This window comes from Thermococcus sp. ES12 (assembly GCF_012027515.1).
In the GTDB taxonomy this organism is placed as follows: domain Archaea; phylum Methanobacteriota_B; class Thermococci; order Thermococcales; family Thermococcaceae; genus Thermococcus; species Thermococcus barossii.
The window spans coordinates 237,137-250,660 of sequence record NZ_SNUP01000002.1 but is presented as its reverse complement, the minus strand read 5'-3'; the positions used below and the strand labels follow the sequence as shown (position 1 = coordinate 250,660).

Here is a 13,524-nt window from a genome sequence, read left to right as displayed (position 1 = left end):
CTATTCCTTCTCCCATGTGCATTCCACTAGGGGGAGGTCGCCTCTTCTGAAAACGCATCTGCCCCAGACGTCGGTCTCTCCACTCCATCCCGATAGGCTGTAGGTCACCTTTACGTATTCATCGCCCACGCTAAGGCTTACCCTGACGCCGAGGAGATGCTCTCCGGCGCTCGCCACGAAGACTTTCTTCACCTCGCTTCCATTCACGACGTAGATGAAAGCTTTCCCGCTGAACAGACTCGCTCCGGCAAGGTAAATCTCGTCTCCGATGACCCTAACGGCCGTGATGTAGAACCTGTACTCGTCGGGGCAAAAACTGAATTGTTCCTCCCCGCTCGAGGGGTCGAGGAGGTAGATGCAACCATGGGAGAGGTATTCATCCGAGAGCACGAGGAGAATGCTACCGTTCTGATAGTCCCTTGGGAGTGCGGGAAGTTCCCGCTTCCACATGATGCTCAGGTTGTAGTCAAGAAACGCTCCCTCGCCTCCAGTTGATTCGCCGGGATAGAAGGTGTAAATCAGAACCCCCTCTGGAGTGCACATGCGCTCCCCAGCGGGCCCTTTGAGGGTCAGGTTAACCGTTTTATTCCCTCTGCTGAGCGTGAAGTGGGTATAGTAATCCTCCCCTTCGACGGTTCTCTTTGAGATCCTCAGCGATGAGGGGCAGGCAAAGATTGTGGGCCTTCCAGGTGGTGTGTTGTACTCGGCATCCCTTGGCTGAGTTCCGGCCATGAGGGCCTCTATCTCATATGGGATGCCTCCCCTTCCGCTGATTATCTGACCTCCTCCCGCCGTGAACGGCGAGGCTTTCAAAAGAAAAATGTAAAGTTTACGAATGGAGTACCGTTGACCTCGTAGGGGTAGACGTTTACGGATAACAGGCTTGTGGTGGTTTCCGTGGGTGGAGTTTCCCCGTTCGGGGCTATGCAACCGGCAGTTATCATTAGGAGGACCACCAAGAGGGTAATAATACCCCTTCCCATACCACCACCTCAGGGCGAGATTATCCTGTAGGCCTTAACATCGTCCAGAACCTTGACATAGACGGTGTCGCCCTCAACCTTGACGTTTAAGGCCGCGTGCCGGAAGCTTTTACACCCAACGACCGTCAGGTCATCTGCCCTGAAGACGCAGAGACCGTCCCTCTCCCTTCCGGTCGCGGTGTACATGAAATAGGACACCGCCACGTATTCCTCGTTGCCGTCTATCCGGAGCTCGGCCACCGCTGGATCGCCCAGAAGGTTGGCGAAGGTTTTCTTTCGGGTCTCTCCTCTCTCCACGAGATAGATTATCGCCTTCCCCACGTCTCCCCTTAGGCCTTTCTCAACCGAAACAACCGTCACGTACGCACTCTTGTTCATGAAGAACACGTCTGCAATCTTCGACCTCGGCTCGTCCGAGCAGAACCTAAAGAGGAACCTGCCCGTTGACGCGTTTAGGAGGGTTACACATCCGCCCTTGAAGAGGTAGATTGCCCCGTCTGAATACTTCCCTGGAAATCCCGGGATTTCCCTCCACCACCTCTCGGTCAGGTTGGTAGTCTCGACCAGCGCCCCGTACATCCCGGCATAGGGGTCTCCGGGATAATAGGAGTACACGAAAATTCCCTCCGGAATGCAGACGTGCTTTCCCACGACTCCCCTCAGGGAGAAGTTCGCTAAAGGCGTGCCGTTCTCCACAATCGTGAACTCAACGCTCTGGGTGCTGAAGTTGAGGTGTGTTCTCACGAAGAACGGGCACTTCACGAAGCCGGAGCTTCTGAGTGGAAAGCTGACTTCTTTGGAGTCTGTGGGCAGCAGTAATCCCTTTGGCAGGAGGAAGACCAAAAGAATGATAAGGATTACGCCCCCGGCCAGGGTTCTGGGTTCCATGTCTTCCCCTCGATTACTATCCGCAGTTTTCCATAAAAACTTTTCTCACTCGTTCTCTACTGAGAGCCTCTTTATCCCGACGCCCAGCCGCGTGAGCTCCTTTATCATTCCCGTCTGGATGTAGGCCTCTATCCGTGTCTCTTTTCCATATTCGACGGACAGAACCTCACCGATGGCGTTTATCAGCGCCATGACCTGCGGAACCTTCCCCGGCTCGCTCACGGTTATCTCGAAGGCACCGTACTTGGGCAGCGCCAGAATGACCTCTTCAAGGGCTCTGTAGAGTTCATCCAGCTGACCGAGCTTGGCCGATATTGCCACCACACGGGAGACGTTTATCCCGCGTTCCTCGATTATCTCCCCTATCCTTTTGGCCTTATCGCGTACGTCCTCCTCTGTGGTGAGGTCAATCTTGTTAAGAACGACTATCATGGGTTTGTCCAGGGTCTTCAGCTCCCTGAGAACGTTGAGGGAGGCCAGGAACTTCCTCCGTATCTCCGGCCAGGGCTCACTGACGTCGAGGACGAGCAGAATTACATCGGCCTTCACTATCTCCTCCAGAGTCGAGTGGAAGGCTTCAACTATAAACGGCGGAAGACCGTCTATGAAGCCGACGGTGTCAGTGACGAGAACCCTCTTTCCGGAGAGCTTGAAGCGCCTCGTTGTCGTGTCCAGCGTCGTGAACATCTGGTTCCTCGCCTCTATCTCCTCCCCCGCGAGGGTGTTGAGGAGAGTTGACTTGCCGGCGTTCGTGTATCCCGCGAGGGCGAGCAGTATGAAGCCGACCTCCTCGCGGCGCTTCCTCTTCACCGCGCGGTCGGCCTTGACCTTCTCCAGCTCCTTCCGAATTCGTCCCATACGGTAGCGGATGTGCTTGAGGTACTGCCTCGTCTGGTACTCACCCATTCCCTTGAAGCCGGCCCTGTCGCCGAGCTTTATCCGTCTTATCGCTTCCTTCACCAGAGGAACCTCGTACTGGAGCGAAGCCAACTCAACTTGAAGCTTGGCCTCCTTTGAGTGCGCCCGCCTCTCGAATATCTCAAGAACGAGCTGCCACTTATCAATGATTTCAACCCTCAGCTCCTTCCAGAGGTTGTAGGCCTGGCTCGGCGTGAGTTTGTTGGCGAACACAACCTTGTCCGGCTCCAGCTCCCGAACCAGCTCCCTGAGCTCCTCCAGCTTTCCCTTTCCGATATTGTACTTGGGGTGCTCTTCCCGGTTCTGCTCCAGAATCGCCACTACCTCGTAGCCGGCACTCCTCAGGAGCTCTTCGAACTCCTCGCGGCTTATCCGCTCTCTCCTTGATTTTCTTATGACCCCTATGGCCCTCATCGTATCCACCTATTCGACGGGGTTTATAGTCTTTTGGAACGGCTGGTTTCTAACCTGAAGTTGGAGATAGGCCTTTAAACCCCGAACGCGAGTTATTTACGGTGGTTACCATGGATTACGACGAGGTTAACGTCAAACTTCAGGAAATAGAGGAGCTCCTTGACAAGCTTGGCAAGGAGCACCCGAAGGAGATTTCGGCCTTCTCCCGCTTCCTGCGCGAGACCCTCGACAACAAGGCCCTGACGACGCGCGAGAAGGAGCTCATAGCCCTTGCCCTCGGCATAGCCCAAGGCTGCGAGTGGTGCATCTATCTCCACACCCAGAAGGCCCTCGCCGCCGGTGCCAAGCCGGAGGAGCTTATCGAAGCCGGTCTCGTTGCCGTTCTGATGGCTGGAGGTCCGGCCCTAATGCATCTCATTCCGCTCGTGAAGGCAATAGAAAACTTCGGAAAGGAGCAAAAGGCGTGATGCCCTTTTCTTTTTCATTCCCCGCTCAGCCTGAGTATGGCCTCGGCGAGGTCTCCCTCGGCCTCTTCCAGTGCCTTCTTGGCTGTGTCGTAGTCGACGCCGGTCTGTTCCATCACGAGCTTTATGTCCTCCTCAGGGATGCTGACTATCGCCCTGACCTCCTCCGGTCCGATTATCTGGTAGCTCTTCTCGCCCTGTGCTGTGATGACCGTGACCGCAGGTTGCTTTATGATTATCTCCCTGTTCTCAAGCCTGATTACCACCTCTTTGACGCCCTTAAGCTCCTCCATCTTGATGCCCATCTGACGCATGAGCTTCTTCATCTGCCGGGGGTTCATTCCCATCATCGCTGCCACCTGGTGGGATTTCCACCCGGATTTTAAAAAGGTTGGCAAAGTTTTTTAGGTGGTTTTCGAAATTTCCTCCGGTGGAAGTATGACCTACATTCCCCGAACCGTCCCCACGGACGGGCAGATACTGCTTGGCTTTCTTGGCCTGGCCATTCTCCTCCTCGCCGGAAAGTTCTTCTTCAACTGGATGGAAGGGTACGCCGAGAAGAAGGAGAGAGAAATAGCGAAGGAACTTGAGGAGATTGAGAAGAGGGGCGAAATGTATTAGGCGGGTTTTATGAAATTTAGCCCTCCTCCTTCTCCTCCGGGAACTTCGAGGTCTCCTCGTTGGTTTTCATTATCTTTGCCCTGTACTCCTCGTACTTCTTTCTGGCTTCCTCCGCCTTCTCCCTCTCGCCGAGATACTCGTAGGCCTCCGCCACGTGCTTCCACCACATAGGATCTTCCTCGGCCTCCTTCAGGCAGTACTCCAGGAACTTCTGGTACGCTTCCCTCGCCAGCTCCTCCCTTCCGAGCTTCCTCGCTATGTTCCCGACGTCCTCCCAGAAAACGCCTTCCTCCTGGGCCTCCTTCTGGTAGTACTCCAAGGCTTTCTCCCAGGCCTCCCTGGCCTTCTCCTCGTTGCCCAGCTCCTCGTAGAGCTTTGCCACGTCCTCCCAGAACCAGGGCTCCTCCTCGGCGTAGCGCTCAAGGGCCTTCGCCGCCCTCTCCATGTTTCCAGCTTTCTTCCAGTACTCGTGGGCCTCCTTGAGGTAGTAGGTGTCCTTCTCCTTCTCGTACAGCTCCTCGTATATCTCCGCGGCCCTCTCGTACTTCCCGGCCTTCTCGTAGGCCCAGGCGGCGCTCTCCATCCAGCCGAGCTTCTCGTACATCTCCGCCGCCTTCGAGTAGTTCCCGGCCTTCTCGTACTTTCTGGCCGCCGCCTTGTACTTGCCCATGCGTTCAAGCTTCTCGGCCGAGCGGAAGCGATCCGCTAAGCTCAGATCGGGCTCGCTGATGTACCAGATTCCGAAGGCGAGTATGGCGATGAAGAAGACTATTATCCCGCCAACTACCTGGAGGTTTTGCCACGTTGCGCTAAGGTAAAGGCCGTAGCCGCTTATTGCGGTGAAGATCGCGAGGACTATCCCGTACTTCCAGCTCTCTGCGTAGAGTGTGAGTCCCGTGAAGAAGAGCAACATCAGCGTAACTCCCAGGAAGCCGAGGGTCAGGATAACCCTGAGCAGCATCGTCCAACCCCATTCATAGACTATCCCTGCGGCTATCCCCAGAATGATGAGAACGAACGCTATCAGGTACGCTTTGAGTCTGTCCATCCTTTCACCCCCTCAATTTCGAGCAGGAACACCTTCTCCTCCAGCCTCGGAGTGTAGTAACCGATGCCACCGCTGGCAACGACCCTGTGACAGGGAACGACTATCGGGTAGGGGTTCCTTTTCATGGCCCCGCCGATTGCCCGTGGAGACGTTCCAATGGCCTTCGCAAGGCTACCGTAGGTTATAACGCTCCCTCTTTTAACGTTTTTCGTGAGCCATTCGTAAACCCGCCTCTCAAAGGGTGTAACGCCGTCGAAGGATAGCATGGGGAGAACCTCTGGGTTCTCCTTCCTGCCCAGGATAACGTCCCTCACGAGTGAGGGATAGTCGCTCTCCGCCTCTTCCGTGTTCGCATTGACCCCTCTCTTTCTCAGGAAACCCAGGAGGCGCTCGATGTTCGCTCGAAACTGCGCCCCGTCGAGGGCGAAGGTTATCCCCTGGATTTTTTTCTCGTGGATCACGCCTATCCACACTTTTCTGCCCGCTATCTCAAAAACGTCAACGCTCAGCATCCCGACATTCCTCCAGTTTGATGGCCGCCTTTCTCAGCGGACCAATTAGCGTGTGAACCTCCCTCCCGTACAGAACGGCCCTCCCCACGAAGCGCCGAAACACCTTTGCAAAGACCTCCCGTCTCTCCGGATCCTTGGGGTAGTTGAGAGCCTCCAAGAGTCTCTCCCACGCCCCCACAAGCTCCTCCTTCTCCCTCCTCGTCGCGGGCTCAAGGGAACGGACTTTGGCTTCAGGTTTTCCCTTCGTTAGCTCGTAGAGGATCACCGCGACGGACTGTGCGAGGTTCATCACGGGGTATTCCCCGCTGGTCGGAACCGTCACGGTGAAGTCGAGCCTTTCCAGCTCATCGTTCCTCAGCCCGATGCTCTCCCTGCCGAAGAAAAGGCCGACCCTCCCGGGATAGCCTTCAAGCGTCTCCCCCAGCTCCCAGGGATAGATGGGAACTCGGTATGGGATGAAGCCTTTCCCGGGCTTCCCGGTCGTTCCGACCGTCAGGTCGAAGAGCTCAAGCGCCTCATCGAAGCTCTCGACCACAGTTGCCCTGTCCAGAACGTCGCCCGCGTGGACTGCATAGCTGTAGCTCTCCTCCGTGATGTTCGGCTTGACCATGACTAGGCTGGAAAATCCAAAGTTCTTCATGGTTCTCGCTATCATACCGATGTTTGCCGGCCCCTCCGGCTCAACGAGAACGACACTTATCATCGGTAAGGCTTTAAGGATGGGGCTTTAAACGGTTGCGGTGGTGGGATGAAGGTTTACGTACTCGGCGCGGGGAGCATAGGTTCGCTCTTCGGGGCCCTGCTCGCGAGGGCCGGCAACGATGTGACGCTCATCGGAAGGGAGGAGCAGGTGAGGGCGGTAAACGAGAACGGTCTCCACGTGTTTGGGGTTGAGGAGTTCACGGTCTATCCTGAGGCAAGCCTCTACGCCCCCGACGAGCCGCCTGATCTCCTGCTCCTGGCTACAAAATCCTACTCAACTAAAACCGCCCTTGAGTGTGCGAAAAGCTGTATTGGACCGGAGACGTGGATACTGAGCATACAGAACGGCCTCGGCAACGAGGAGCTTGCCCTTAAGGTCACCCCGAGAGTTATGGGTGGAATAACCACGAACGGCGCCATGCTGGTCGAGTGGGGGCGCGTGAGATGGACGGGAAGGGGTATAACCGTCATCGGGAGGTATCCAACGGGAGGTGACCCCTTTGTCGGAAAGGTCGCCGAGGTTTTCAACGCTTCCGGTCTGGAAACCCACGTCACGGAGAACGTTCTGGGCTGGAAGTGGGCGAAGGCCATAGTGAACTCGGTTATTAACGGTCTTGGGACGGTTCTCGAAGTCAAGAACGGGACTTTGAAGGATAATCCGTACCTTGAGGCCATTTCCGTTGACATAGCCCGTGAAGGTTGCACCGTTGCCCAGCAGCTCGGTATCGAATTTGAGATACACCCGCTGGAGCTCCTGTGGGACACGATAGAGCGCACTAGGGAGAACTACAACTCCACCCTCCAGGACATAAGGAGGGGTAAGAGAACGGAGGTTGACTACATCCACGGCAAGATTGTAGAGTATGCGGCCGAAGTTGGCCTCGAAGCGCCACGGAACGAGCTCCTCTGGGCGCTCATCAAGGCGAAGGAGGGGCAAAGTAGATAAACCCCATCGCTGGAAGTTATTCAGGGGGAGGGAAAATGCCCATATTCGGTGGTAAGGAGAGCAGCGTTTTTGAGGCCATCGATAGGCATCTTGAGGTTGTTAAGGAGTCCTTGGTTGCCTTCAGGGAGCTCATGAACGCCTACCTTGATGGGGACTTTGAAAGGGCCAGGGCCTTTGAGAGGGAGGTTGACCAGCTGGAGAGCAAGGCAGACACGCTCAGGAGGAGCATAGAGACGATGCTCTACGAAGGTGCCTTCCTGCCGGCCAACAGGGGTGACTACGTGAGGCTTTCCGAGCTCATTGACCAGGTGGCCGATGCCGCCGAGAGCGCGGCCCACACGCTGATTCTGGCGAAACCGAAGGCTCCCGTAGAGCTCAGAGACGAGATTATGAAGCTCGTTGAGTCGGCCATAGAGAGCTACGCCCTTCTTGAGGAGGCCGTCAATGCCCTCAACTCCGACGTTGACAGGGCGATAGAGCTTGCCAAGGCCGTTGAGGATGCCGAGGAGAAGGCTGATGAGGTTGAATACGACGTCAAGGGGAAGGTTTTTGAGAGCGAGACCGTTACGACCTATGCCAAGCTTATCTGGAACCAGATACTGACGAAAATAGGAGACATAGCCGACCGCGCCGAGGATGCCTCCGACCAGGTCATGCTCATGGCTATAAAACGAAGGGGATGAGGTGATGGAGATGGTGAAGGTTCTCGTTGCAGCTCCGCTCCACGAGAGGGCGATAGAAGTTTTGAAGAACGCCGGTTTTGAGGTTATCTATGAGGAGTATCCCGACGAGGAGAAGCTCGTTGAGCTCGTTGGGGATGTGGATGCCATAATCGTCAGGAGCAAGCCGAGGGTGACCAGAAAGGTCATTGAGGCCGCTCCTAAACTCAAGGTCATCGGAAGGGCGGGGGTTGGCCTCGACAACATAGACCTTGAGGCCGCGAAGGAGAGGGGGATTAAGGTAGTTAACAGCCCGGGGGCAAGCTCAAGGAGCGTCGCCGAGCTCGCCGTTGCCCTGATGTTTGCCGTTGCCAGAAAGATAGCCTTCGCCGACAGGAAGATGAGGGAAGGTATCTGGGCCAAGAAGCAGTGCATGGGCATGGAGCTTGAGGGCAAGACGCTCGGAATAGTCGGCTTTGGTAGGATAGGCTACAGCATAGCCAAGATAGCCAGGGCCTTGGGGATGAACGTTCTCCTCTACGACCCGTACCCGAACGAGGAGAGGGCCAGGGAAGTCGGCGGGAAGTTCGTCCCGCTGGAGGAACTCCTCAAGGAGAGCGACGTAGTTACCCTCCACGTTCCGCTGGTGGAGCAGACCTACCACCTCATTAACGAGGAGAGGCTTAGACTCATGAAGCCTACAGCAATACTCATCAACGCCGCCCGCGGGGCGGTGGTTGACACCAGCGCCCTCGTCAAAGCCCTCCAGGGGGGCTGGATTGCCGGAGCTGGCTTAGATGTTTTCGAGGAGGAGCCCCTGCCGAAGGACCACCCTCTCACAAAGCTTGACAACGTCGTCCTCACTCCCCACATAGGCGCCTCAACGGTTGAGGCCCAGATGCGCGCCGGGGTTCAGGTTGCCGAGCAGATAGTCGAGATTCTCAAGGGCTGATTGCCCTTCTCACTTTTTCTATCAGACACTCTCAAAACTTACCAGCATGATGGTAAATTTTACTCAGAAAATTTACCAGTATAATGGTAAACTTTATATGAAGTTTGCACTATCTTAACCCATGAACGTTGAGGAAATCCTGAGGGCCCTCGCCGACCAGAGGGAAACCCTGAACGAAAAGCTCCTGAGGGAGAACCTCATAGAGAGGGAGCTCAAGGACAGGATACTCCGGAACTTCGCCCCCACCGCTCACATCATCACAGGCCCGAGGCGCTCTGGAAAGTCGGTTCTGGCCTTCAAGCTGGGGGAAAAGGCGCTCTATGTGAACTTCGAGGATCCCGCGATGGCGGGTTTCTCTGTTGGCGACTATAAAAAGCTCCTGCAGGCGGGCTACGAACTCCTCGGCGAGTTTGACTATGTGATTCTCGACGAGGTTCAGGAGGTGGAAGGCTGGGAGAGGATGGTTTCCGTTCTGAGGGAGAACTATCCAACTGTAGTGACTGGAAGCAACGCCCGGCTCCTCTCGCGAGAGTTTTCCACCTACCTGACTGGCAGGTACCTGAGCTACACGCTCCTGCCTTTCTCCTTCAGGGAGTTCCTGGCTTACAGGGGAATTGTGCCAGACGTGAAGACAACGCGGGAGGAGGCAATGGTAAAAAGGGCCCTGGAGGAGTACCTAAAGCGGGGGGGATTTCCCGAGGCTCTTCAATTTGGCAGGGAGTACCTCGTGAATCTCTACAACGACATTATAACACGGGACGTAATCGTTCGCTACGGTGTCAGGAACGTCAGAGAGCTGAAGGAGGTGGCCTTCTACCTCTTCTCGAACTTTGCCGGCAGGTTCACCTACAGCAAGACCAAAAACGTCCTCGGAATCGGGAACGTCGAGACGGTAAAAAACTACGTGGAGTACCTTGAGTCGGCATACCTCGTTTTTGAGCTCCCAAAGTTCTCCTTCAAGCCAAAGGAAGTCCTCAGGGGAGATAAGAAGGTCTACGCAGTGGACACCGGGATGATCAACGCAGTTGTCCCCCGGGTCTCGGAGAACATCGGCAGGCTCATGGAGAACGCGGTTTTCCTCGAACTGCTCAGGGTGAAGCACTACCTCAAGCCGGAGCTTGAACTCTACCACCACCGCGACACGAGGGGGGAGGTGGACTTCGTCGTGCGTGAAGGCGGGAAGACGGAACTGATACAGGTTACATACGCCTCGGACGGGGACGAGATAGCGAGGAGGGAGCTGAAAAGCCTTTTCAGGGCAATGGAGCTTTTTGGCGTCAAGGAGGGAACCCTTGTCACCTGGGCCTATTCGGGGGAGCTCACGAGGGGCAGTCTGTGTGTCAGGGCCGTGCCCCTGTGGAGATGGCTTTTAAAGGAAAGCGTCAAACTTTTTAACTCCAATTCCGACTTTTAACAGGTGAATGCCTATTGATTGCCAATGCCATCGTCGAGGCGATAAGGCTTGCCGTCACGAGGATTCCCGATGATGTCGTTTTGACTCTCAGAGAGGCTTACGAGCGGGAGGAGAGCGAAATAGCGCGCTTCAACCTTGAGAACATTCTCAAGGCTATAGAGATCGGAAAAACCGAGTCCATTCCCGTCTGCCAGGACACCGGAACGCTAATCTTCTTCATTAAAGCCGGGGTTAACAGCCCCTTCCTTGGGGAGCTCGAAGATGCCATAATCGAGGCGACGAGGAGGGCGACGGAAGAGGTGCCCCTCAGGCCAAACGCCGTCGACATTCTGACCGGGAGGAACTCGGGCGACAACACTGGGAGGGGCGTTCCGGTGATCCACTGGGAGATAACTGAGGGCGACGAAATCGAGGTGGCGGTTCTCCCCAAGGGTGGTGGAAGTGAAAACTGCTCCGCCCTGGCTATGCTTACCCCCTCCGAGGGCTGGGAAGGGGTCAAGCGCTTCGTCGTCGCGCACGTTAAGGCCTGCGGCGGAAAGCCCTGCCCACCGGTTATTCTGGGTATAGGCGTTGGTGGAAGCGCTGACCTCTCACTGAAGCTCGCCAAAAAGGCCCTTCTCAGGAGGGTCGGCGAGAGGCATCCCAACGAACGCATAGCCGGGCTTGAGGAGGAGATACTCGGGGCAGTTAACTCCCTCGGGATCGGCCCGATGGGAATGGGTGGCAGAACGACCGCCCTCGACGTCAAAATCGAGGTCGTCCACAGGCATCCGGCGAGCTTTCCGGTCGGTCTGGTCGTTCAGTGCTGGGCCAACAGGCGGGCCTTCCTGAGAATAAAGCCCGACGGGAGGGTTGAGGTTTGGCAGTGAAGCTAAAAATGCCCCTGAGCGAGGAAGACGTTCTGAAACTGAGAGCTGGTGATATAGTCCACCTCTCCGGAACGATCTACACCGCCCGCGACTCGGCCCACCGGAGGATTCTGAGCCTGCCGAGGGAGGAACTGCCCTTCGAGCCGGAGGGGGCGGTGATATACCACTGCGGCCCCGTGGTCAGGAAAAGGGGAGATGGCTACGAGGTCGTCTCGGCGGGGCCGACGACGAGTGCCAGAATGAACCGCTACCTCGACGGGATTCTGGGCCTTGGGGTTCGGGGGATAATAGGGAAGGGCGGAATGGAGGTCGGGCCCTTCAAAGGCCGCGCAGTTTACTTTGCCTTCACTGGCGGTGCGGGTTCACTCGCGGCAAAGAGCATAAAGAGGGTTAAAGCCGTCCACTGGCTCGACCTCGGAATCCCCGAGGCCCTAAGGGTTCTTGAGGTTGAGGACCTTCCGGTGCTGGTGGCCATAGATTCCCGTGGAAACTCGCTCTACCGTTAGAGTTCGTCCTTCAGCCCCATCGGCTCCTCCCGGAAGAGCCTCTCGTCCATTTCCCTGAGCTTTGGACTCACGATGGGCTCGAACTCCATGTGGGCCAGGACGTCCTTTTCGATATCTATCCCCGGCGCATGCTCTTCCAGGACGAGTCCCCTCTCCGTCAGCCTGAAGACGGCCCTTTCGGTTATGTAAACGACCTCCTGGCCCCTCTTCAGGCCGAGGGGGGCGTTGTAGACGACCTTGTAAACCCGCTTTACGAACTTTTTGATGTTCCCGTCCCGTACTATCTTGAGCTTCCCGTTGGCCACCTTCAGCTCCTTCTTTCCGGCCGTGAAGTGGCCGGCGAAGAACATCCTTGGTGAGCCGTAGGAGATGACGGGGAAGCCTCCAGGCCCCGGAAGCCTGCCCGGAAGCAGCGAAGGGTTCACGTTGCCCATCTCATCCACCTGCATGAAGCCCAGGCTGGCCGCGTCTATGACGCCGCCCTCGTAGTTGGCAAACTGGTCGGGCTGCGAGATTATCGCGAAGGGGCCTATCGAAGCTCCGAAGTCCGGACCGCCGAGGGCTATGCCGCCGAAGGGGCCCGATTCGACCGTCGTGAATACCCACTCTGAAATGCCCTCCTCCATGGCCACTCCAGCCACTCTGTCCGGAATTCCTATGCCGAGGTTGACGAGTACCGGCCTGTTGAGCCTTTTGACGAGCCCGACCATCTCCAGGAGGATCCTTCGCGCTATGACCTTCTTACTTCCCAGCTCCATTTTGGGAACGGAGCCGGAATCCATAGGTGGTATGACCTCGCCGGAAATCCTGGGGTCGTAGGTCACGTTAGCGCTCTGCCTGTGGTACTCCGGAGGGGAAACGACCACGTAGTCGACGAGCGGGCCGGGAACCTTCACGTCCTGGGGCTTCAGCGACGGATACCTCGCCACCCTCTCGACCTGGGCCACCACGATGCCCTTGTCCGGCTCGGCCTTTGCCGCCTGTGCCATGTTGAGTATCTCCGTGAAGGCTCCCTCTCGCTCGGTCGTGACGTTGCCTATCTCGTCCGCGGTGCTCCCCCTGATGAAGGCAACGTTTGGCTTTGGAGCGCGGTAGAAGAGGTACTCCTCACCGCCGATTTCAACACGCTCAATCAGGCACCGCTTTCTCTTCCTTGCCAGCTCGTTGAGGTAGCCGCCGTCCTCCCTCGGATCCAGGAAGGTTCCGAGACCGACTCTGGTCAAAACGCCCGGAATCCCCCGCGCCACCTCGCGGAAGAACCATGAGGCAGTGCCTATCGACCAGGTGTAGCCCTCAACCCTGTTCTCTTCGATGAGCCTCTGTATGTAGGGCGACCACCCTGGGTAGGTCACCAGCATTCCGGCCAGAAACTCCTGATCCTCCTCGCGGTACAGCTCCCCCAGGATTCTGTCGAGAACCCTGTTCGGTGCCGTTGGAATGGGGTTGACCTCCAGGAATATTCCCTTCGGGTGGCTGGTCTCCTTATAGCGCTCGAAGAGCTTGAGCAGGAGGTATTCGGGCGCAACGAGCAGGTTGAAGCCCGAGACGGCTACAACGGCTTTATCCGGAACGGTCCCAACGGCCCTCTCAGCTTCGACAACCTTCATGGACATACCCCCGCCGCCGAT

Annotated in this window: 17 protein-coding genes; 8 read left to right on the top strand and 9 right to left on the bottom strand. The window is 56.7% G+C overall.

Going from position 1 to position 13,524, the window contains the following annotated elements:
- The 4 genes from E3E37_RS06120 to hflX are packed head-to-tail and all read right to left on the bottom strand — an operon-like array spanning position 1 to position 3,203.
- Positions 1–813 (bottom strand): hypothetical protein, encoded by an 813-nt coding sequence (locus E3E37_RS06120; protein ID WP_167715790.1) that lies wholly within the window; start codon positions 811–813, stop codon positions 1–3.
- Complete coding sequence (locus E3E37_RS06115) at positions 810–983, bottom strand: hypothetical protein (RefSeq protein WP_167715788.1); 174 nt, start codon at positions 981–983, stop codon at positions 810–812. The genes E3E37_RS06120 and E3E37_RS06115 overlap by 4 nt, the downstream gene beginning before the upstream one ends.
- A 9-nt stretch (positions 984–992) precedes the next feature.
- Positions 993–1,871 carry a hypothetical protein gene (locus tag E3E37_RS06110; RefSeq protein WP_167715785.1) on the bottom strand — a complete coding sequence of 293 codons (879 nt, stop codon included), beginning with the start codon at positions 1,869–1,871 and terminating at the stop codon, positions 993–995.
- A gap of 45 nt (positions 1,872–1,916) precedes the next feature.
- The gene (gene hflX / locus E3E37_RS06105) at positions 1,917–3,203 is read right to left on the bottom strand and encodes a GTPase HflX (protein ID WP_167715783.1); all 1,287 of its coding nucleotides are present in this window, start codon (positions 3,201–3,203) and stop codon (positions 1,917–1,919) included.
- Positions 3,204–3,313: 110 nt separating this feature from the next.
- Between hflX and E3E37_RS06100 the strand changes: the two genes are divergently transcribed.
- Positions 3,314–3,670, top strand: a complete 357-nt coding sequence (locus E3E37_RS06100; RefSeq protein WP_088865339.1) for a carboxymuconolactone decarboxylase family protein — start codon at positions 3,314–3,316, stop codon at positions 3,668–3,670.
- 14 nt (positions 3,671–3,684) lie between these two features.
- Here the strand turns inward: E3E37_RS06100 and E3E37_RS06095 are convergent, their stop codons facing one another.
- The gene (locus E3E37_RS06095; RefSeq protein ID WP_167716337.1) at positions 3,685–4,017 is read right to left on the bottom strand and encodes a nascent polypeptide-associated complex protein; all 333 of its coding nucleotides are present in this window, start codon (positions 4,015–4,017) and stop codon (positions 3,685–3,687) included.
- A gap of 88 nt (positions 4,018–4,105) precedes the next feature.
- Between E3E37_RS06095 and E3E37_RS06090 the strand changes: the two genes are divergently transcribed.
- Positions 4,106–4,288, top strand: coding sequence for a hypothetical protein (locus E3E37_RS06090; protein WP_088865337.1), 183 nt, complete (start codon positions 4,106–4,108; stop codon positions 4,286–4,288).
- 16 nt (positions 4,289–4,304) lie between these two features.
- Here E3E37_RS06090 and E3E37_RS06085 read toward each other — a convergent pair whose 3' ends face one another.
- The 3 genes from E3E37_RS06085 to E3E37_RS06075 are packed head-to-tail and all read right to left on the bottom strand — an operon-like array spanning position 4,305 to position 6,551.
- Positions 4,305–5,336, bottom strand: coding sequence for a tetratricopeptide repeat protein (locus tag E3E37_RS06085; protein ID WP_088865334.1), 1,032 nt, complete (start codon positions 5,334–5,336; stop codon positions 4,305–4,307).
- On the bottom strand, positions 5,312–5,848 hold the full coding sequence (otg, locus tag E3E37_RS06080; RefSeq protein WP_167715781.1) for a methylated-DNA--protein-cysteine methyltransferase: 537 nt from the start codon (positions 5,846–5,848) through the stop codon (positions 5,312–5,314). Before otg ends, E3E37_RS06085 begins: the two co-directional genes overlap by 25 nt.
- Entirely contained in the window at positions 5,835–6,551 is a 717-nt protein-coding gene (locus tag E3E37_RS06075; protein ID WP_167715779.1) for an RNA methyltransferase, read from the bottom strand. Before E3E37_RS06075 ends, otg begins: the two co-directional genes overlap by 14 nt.
- A 45-nt stretch (positions 6,552–6,596) precedes the next feature.
- Here E3E37_RS06075 and E3E37_RS06070 point away from each other — a divergent pair, with 45 nt between their 5' ends.
- The 6 genes from E3E37_RS06070 to E3E37_RS06045 all read left to right on the top strand — a co-directional run bounded on the left by E3E37_RS06070 (position 6,597) and on the right by E3E37_RS06045 (position 11,896).
- Positions 6,597–7,496 (top strand): 2-dehydropantoate 2-reductase, encoded by a 900-nt coding sequence (locus E3E37_RS06070; protein WP_088865332.1) that lies wholly within the window; start codon positions 6,597–6,599, stop codon positions 7,494–7,496.
- 35 nt (positions 7,497–7,531) lie between these two features.
- Positions 7,532–8,179, top strand: a complete 648-nt coding sequence (locus tag E3E37_RS06065) for a TIGR00153 family protein (protein WP_167715777.1) — start codon at positions 7,532–7,534, stop codon at positions 8,177–8,179.
- Between the two features lie 13 nt (positions 8,180–8,192).
- Positions 8,193–9,107 (top strand): hydroxyacid dehydrogenase, encoded by a 915-nt coding sequence (locus E3E37_RS06060; RefSeq protein ID WP_167716335.1) that lies wholly within the window; start codon positions 8,193–8,195, stop codon positions 9,105–9,107.
- A gap of 121 nt (positions 9,108–9,228) precedes the next feature.
- Positions 9,229–10,521 carry an ATP-binding protein gene (locus tag E3E37_RS06055; RefSeq protein WP_167715775.1) on the top strand — a complete coding sequence of 431 codons (1,293 nt, stop codon included), beginning with the start codon at positions 9,229–9,231 and terminating at the stop codon, positions 10,519–10,521.
- A gap of 17 nt (positions 10,522–10,538) precedes the next feature.
- Entirely contained in the window at positions 10,539–11,390 is an 852-nt protein-coding gene (locus E3E37_RS06050) for a fumarate hydratase (RefSeq protein WP_167716333.1), read from the top strand.
- A complete protein-coding gene (locus E3E37_RS06045; RefSeq protein ID WP_167715773.1) occupies positions 11,381–11,896 on the top strand; it encodes a FumA C-terminus/TtdB family hydratase beta subunit in 516 nt (171 codons plus the stop codon). Before E3E37_RS06050 ends, E3E37_RS06045 begins: the two co-directional genes overlap by 10 nt.
- Here E3E37_RS06045 and E3E37_RS06040 read toward each other — a convergent pair.
- The gene (locus tag E3E37_RS06040) at positions 11,893–13,503 is read right to left on the bottom strand and encodes an acyl CoA:acetate/3-ketoacid CoA transferase (protein ID WP_240921930.1); all 1,611 of its coding nucleotides are present in this window, start codon (positions 13,501–13,503) and stop codon (positions 11,893–11,895) included. The two genes, E3E37_RS06045 and E3E37_RS06040, sit on opposite strands and share 4 nt — an antisense overlap.
- Between the last annotated feature and the right edge of the window lie 21 nt (positions 13,504–13,524).

Excerpts from the sequence above, each read along its gene's own strand:
- E3E37_RS06115 (WP_167715788.1), bottom strand. The coding sequence starts at position 983 with ATGGGAAGGGGTATTATTACCCTCTTGGTGGTCCTCCTAATGATAACT.
- E3E37_RS06110 (WP_167715785.1), bottom strand. The coding sequence starts at position 1,871 with ATGGAACCCAGAACCCTGGCCGGGGGCGTAATCCTTATCATTCTTTTG.
- hflX (WP_167715783.1), bottom strand. The coding sequence starts at position 3,203 with ATGAGGGCCATAGGGGTCATAAGAAAATCAAGGAGAGAGCGGATAAGC.
- E3E37_RS06100 (WP_088865339.1), top strand. The coding sequence starts at position 3,314 with ATGGATTACGACGAGGTTAACGTCAAACTTCAGGAAATAGAGGAGCTC.
- E3E37_RS06095 (WP_167716337.1), bottom strand. The coding sequence starts at position 4,017 with ATGATGGGAATGAACCCCCGGCAGATGAAGAAGCTCATGCGTCAGATG.
- E3E37_RS06090 (WP_088865337.1), top strand. The coding sequence starts at position 4,106 with ATGACCTACATTCCCCGAACCGTCCCCACGGACGGGCAGATACTGCTT.
- E3E37_RS06085 (WP_088865334.1), bottom strand. The coding sequence starts at position 5,336 with ATGGACAGACTCAAAGCGTACCTGATAGCGTTCGTTCTCATCATTCTG.
- otg (WP_167715781.1), bottom strand. The coding sequence starts at position 5,848 with ATGCTGAGCGTTGACGTTTTTGAGATAGCGGGCAGAAAAGTGTGGATA.
- E3E37_RS06075 (WP_167715779.1), bottom strand. The coding sequence starts at position 6,551 with ATGATAAGTGTCGTTCTCGTTGAGCCGGAGGGGCCGGCAAACATCGGT.
- E3E37_RS06070 (WP_088865332.1), top strand. The coding sequence starts at position 6,597 with ATGAAGGTTTACGTACTCGGCGCGGGGAGCATAGGTTCGCTCTTCGGG.
- E3E37_RS06065 (WP_167715777.1), top strand. The coding sequence starts at position 7,532 with ATGCCCATATTCGGTGGTAAGGAGAGCAGCGTTTTTGAGGCCATCGAT.
- E3E37_RS06055 (WP_167715775.1), top strand. The coding sequence starts at position 9,229 with ATGAACGTTGAGGAAATCCTGAGGGCCCTCGCCGACCAGAGGGAAACC.
- E3E37_RS06040 (WP_240921930.1), bottom strand. The coding sequence starts at position 13,503 with ATGAAGGTTGTCGAAGCTGAGAGGGCCGTTGGGACCGTTCCGGATAAA.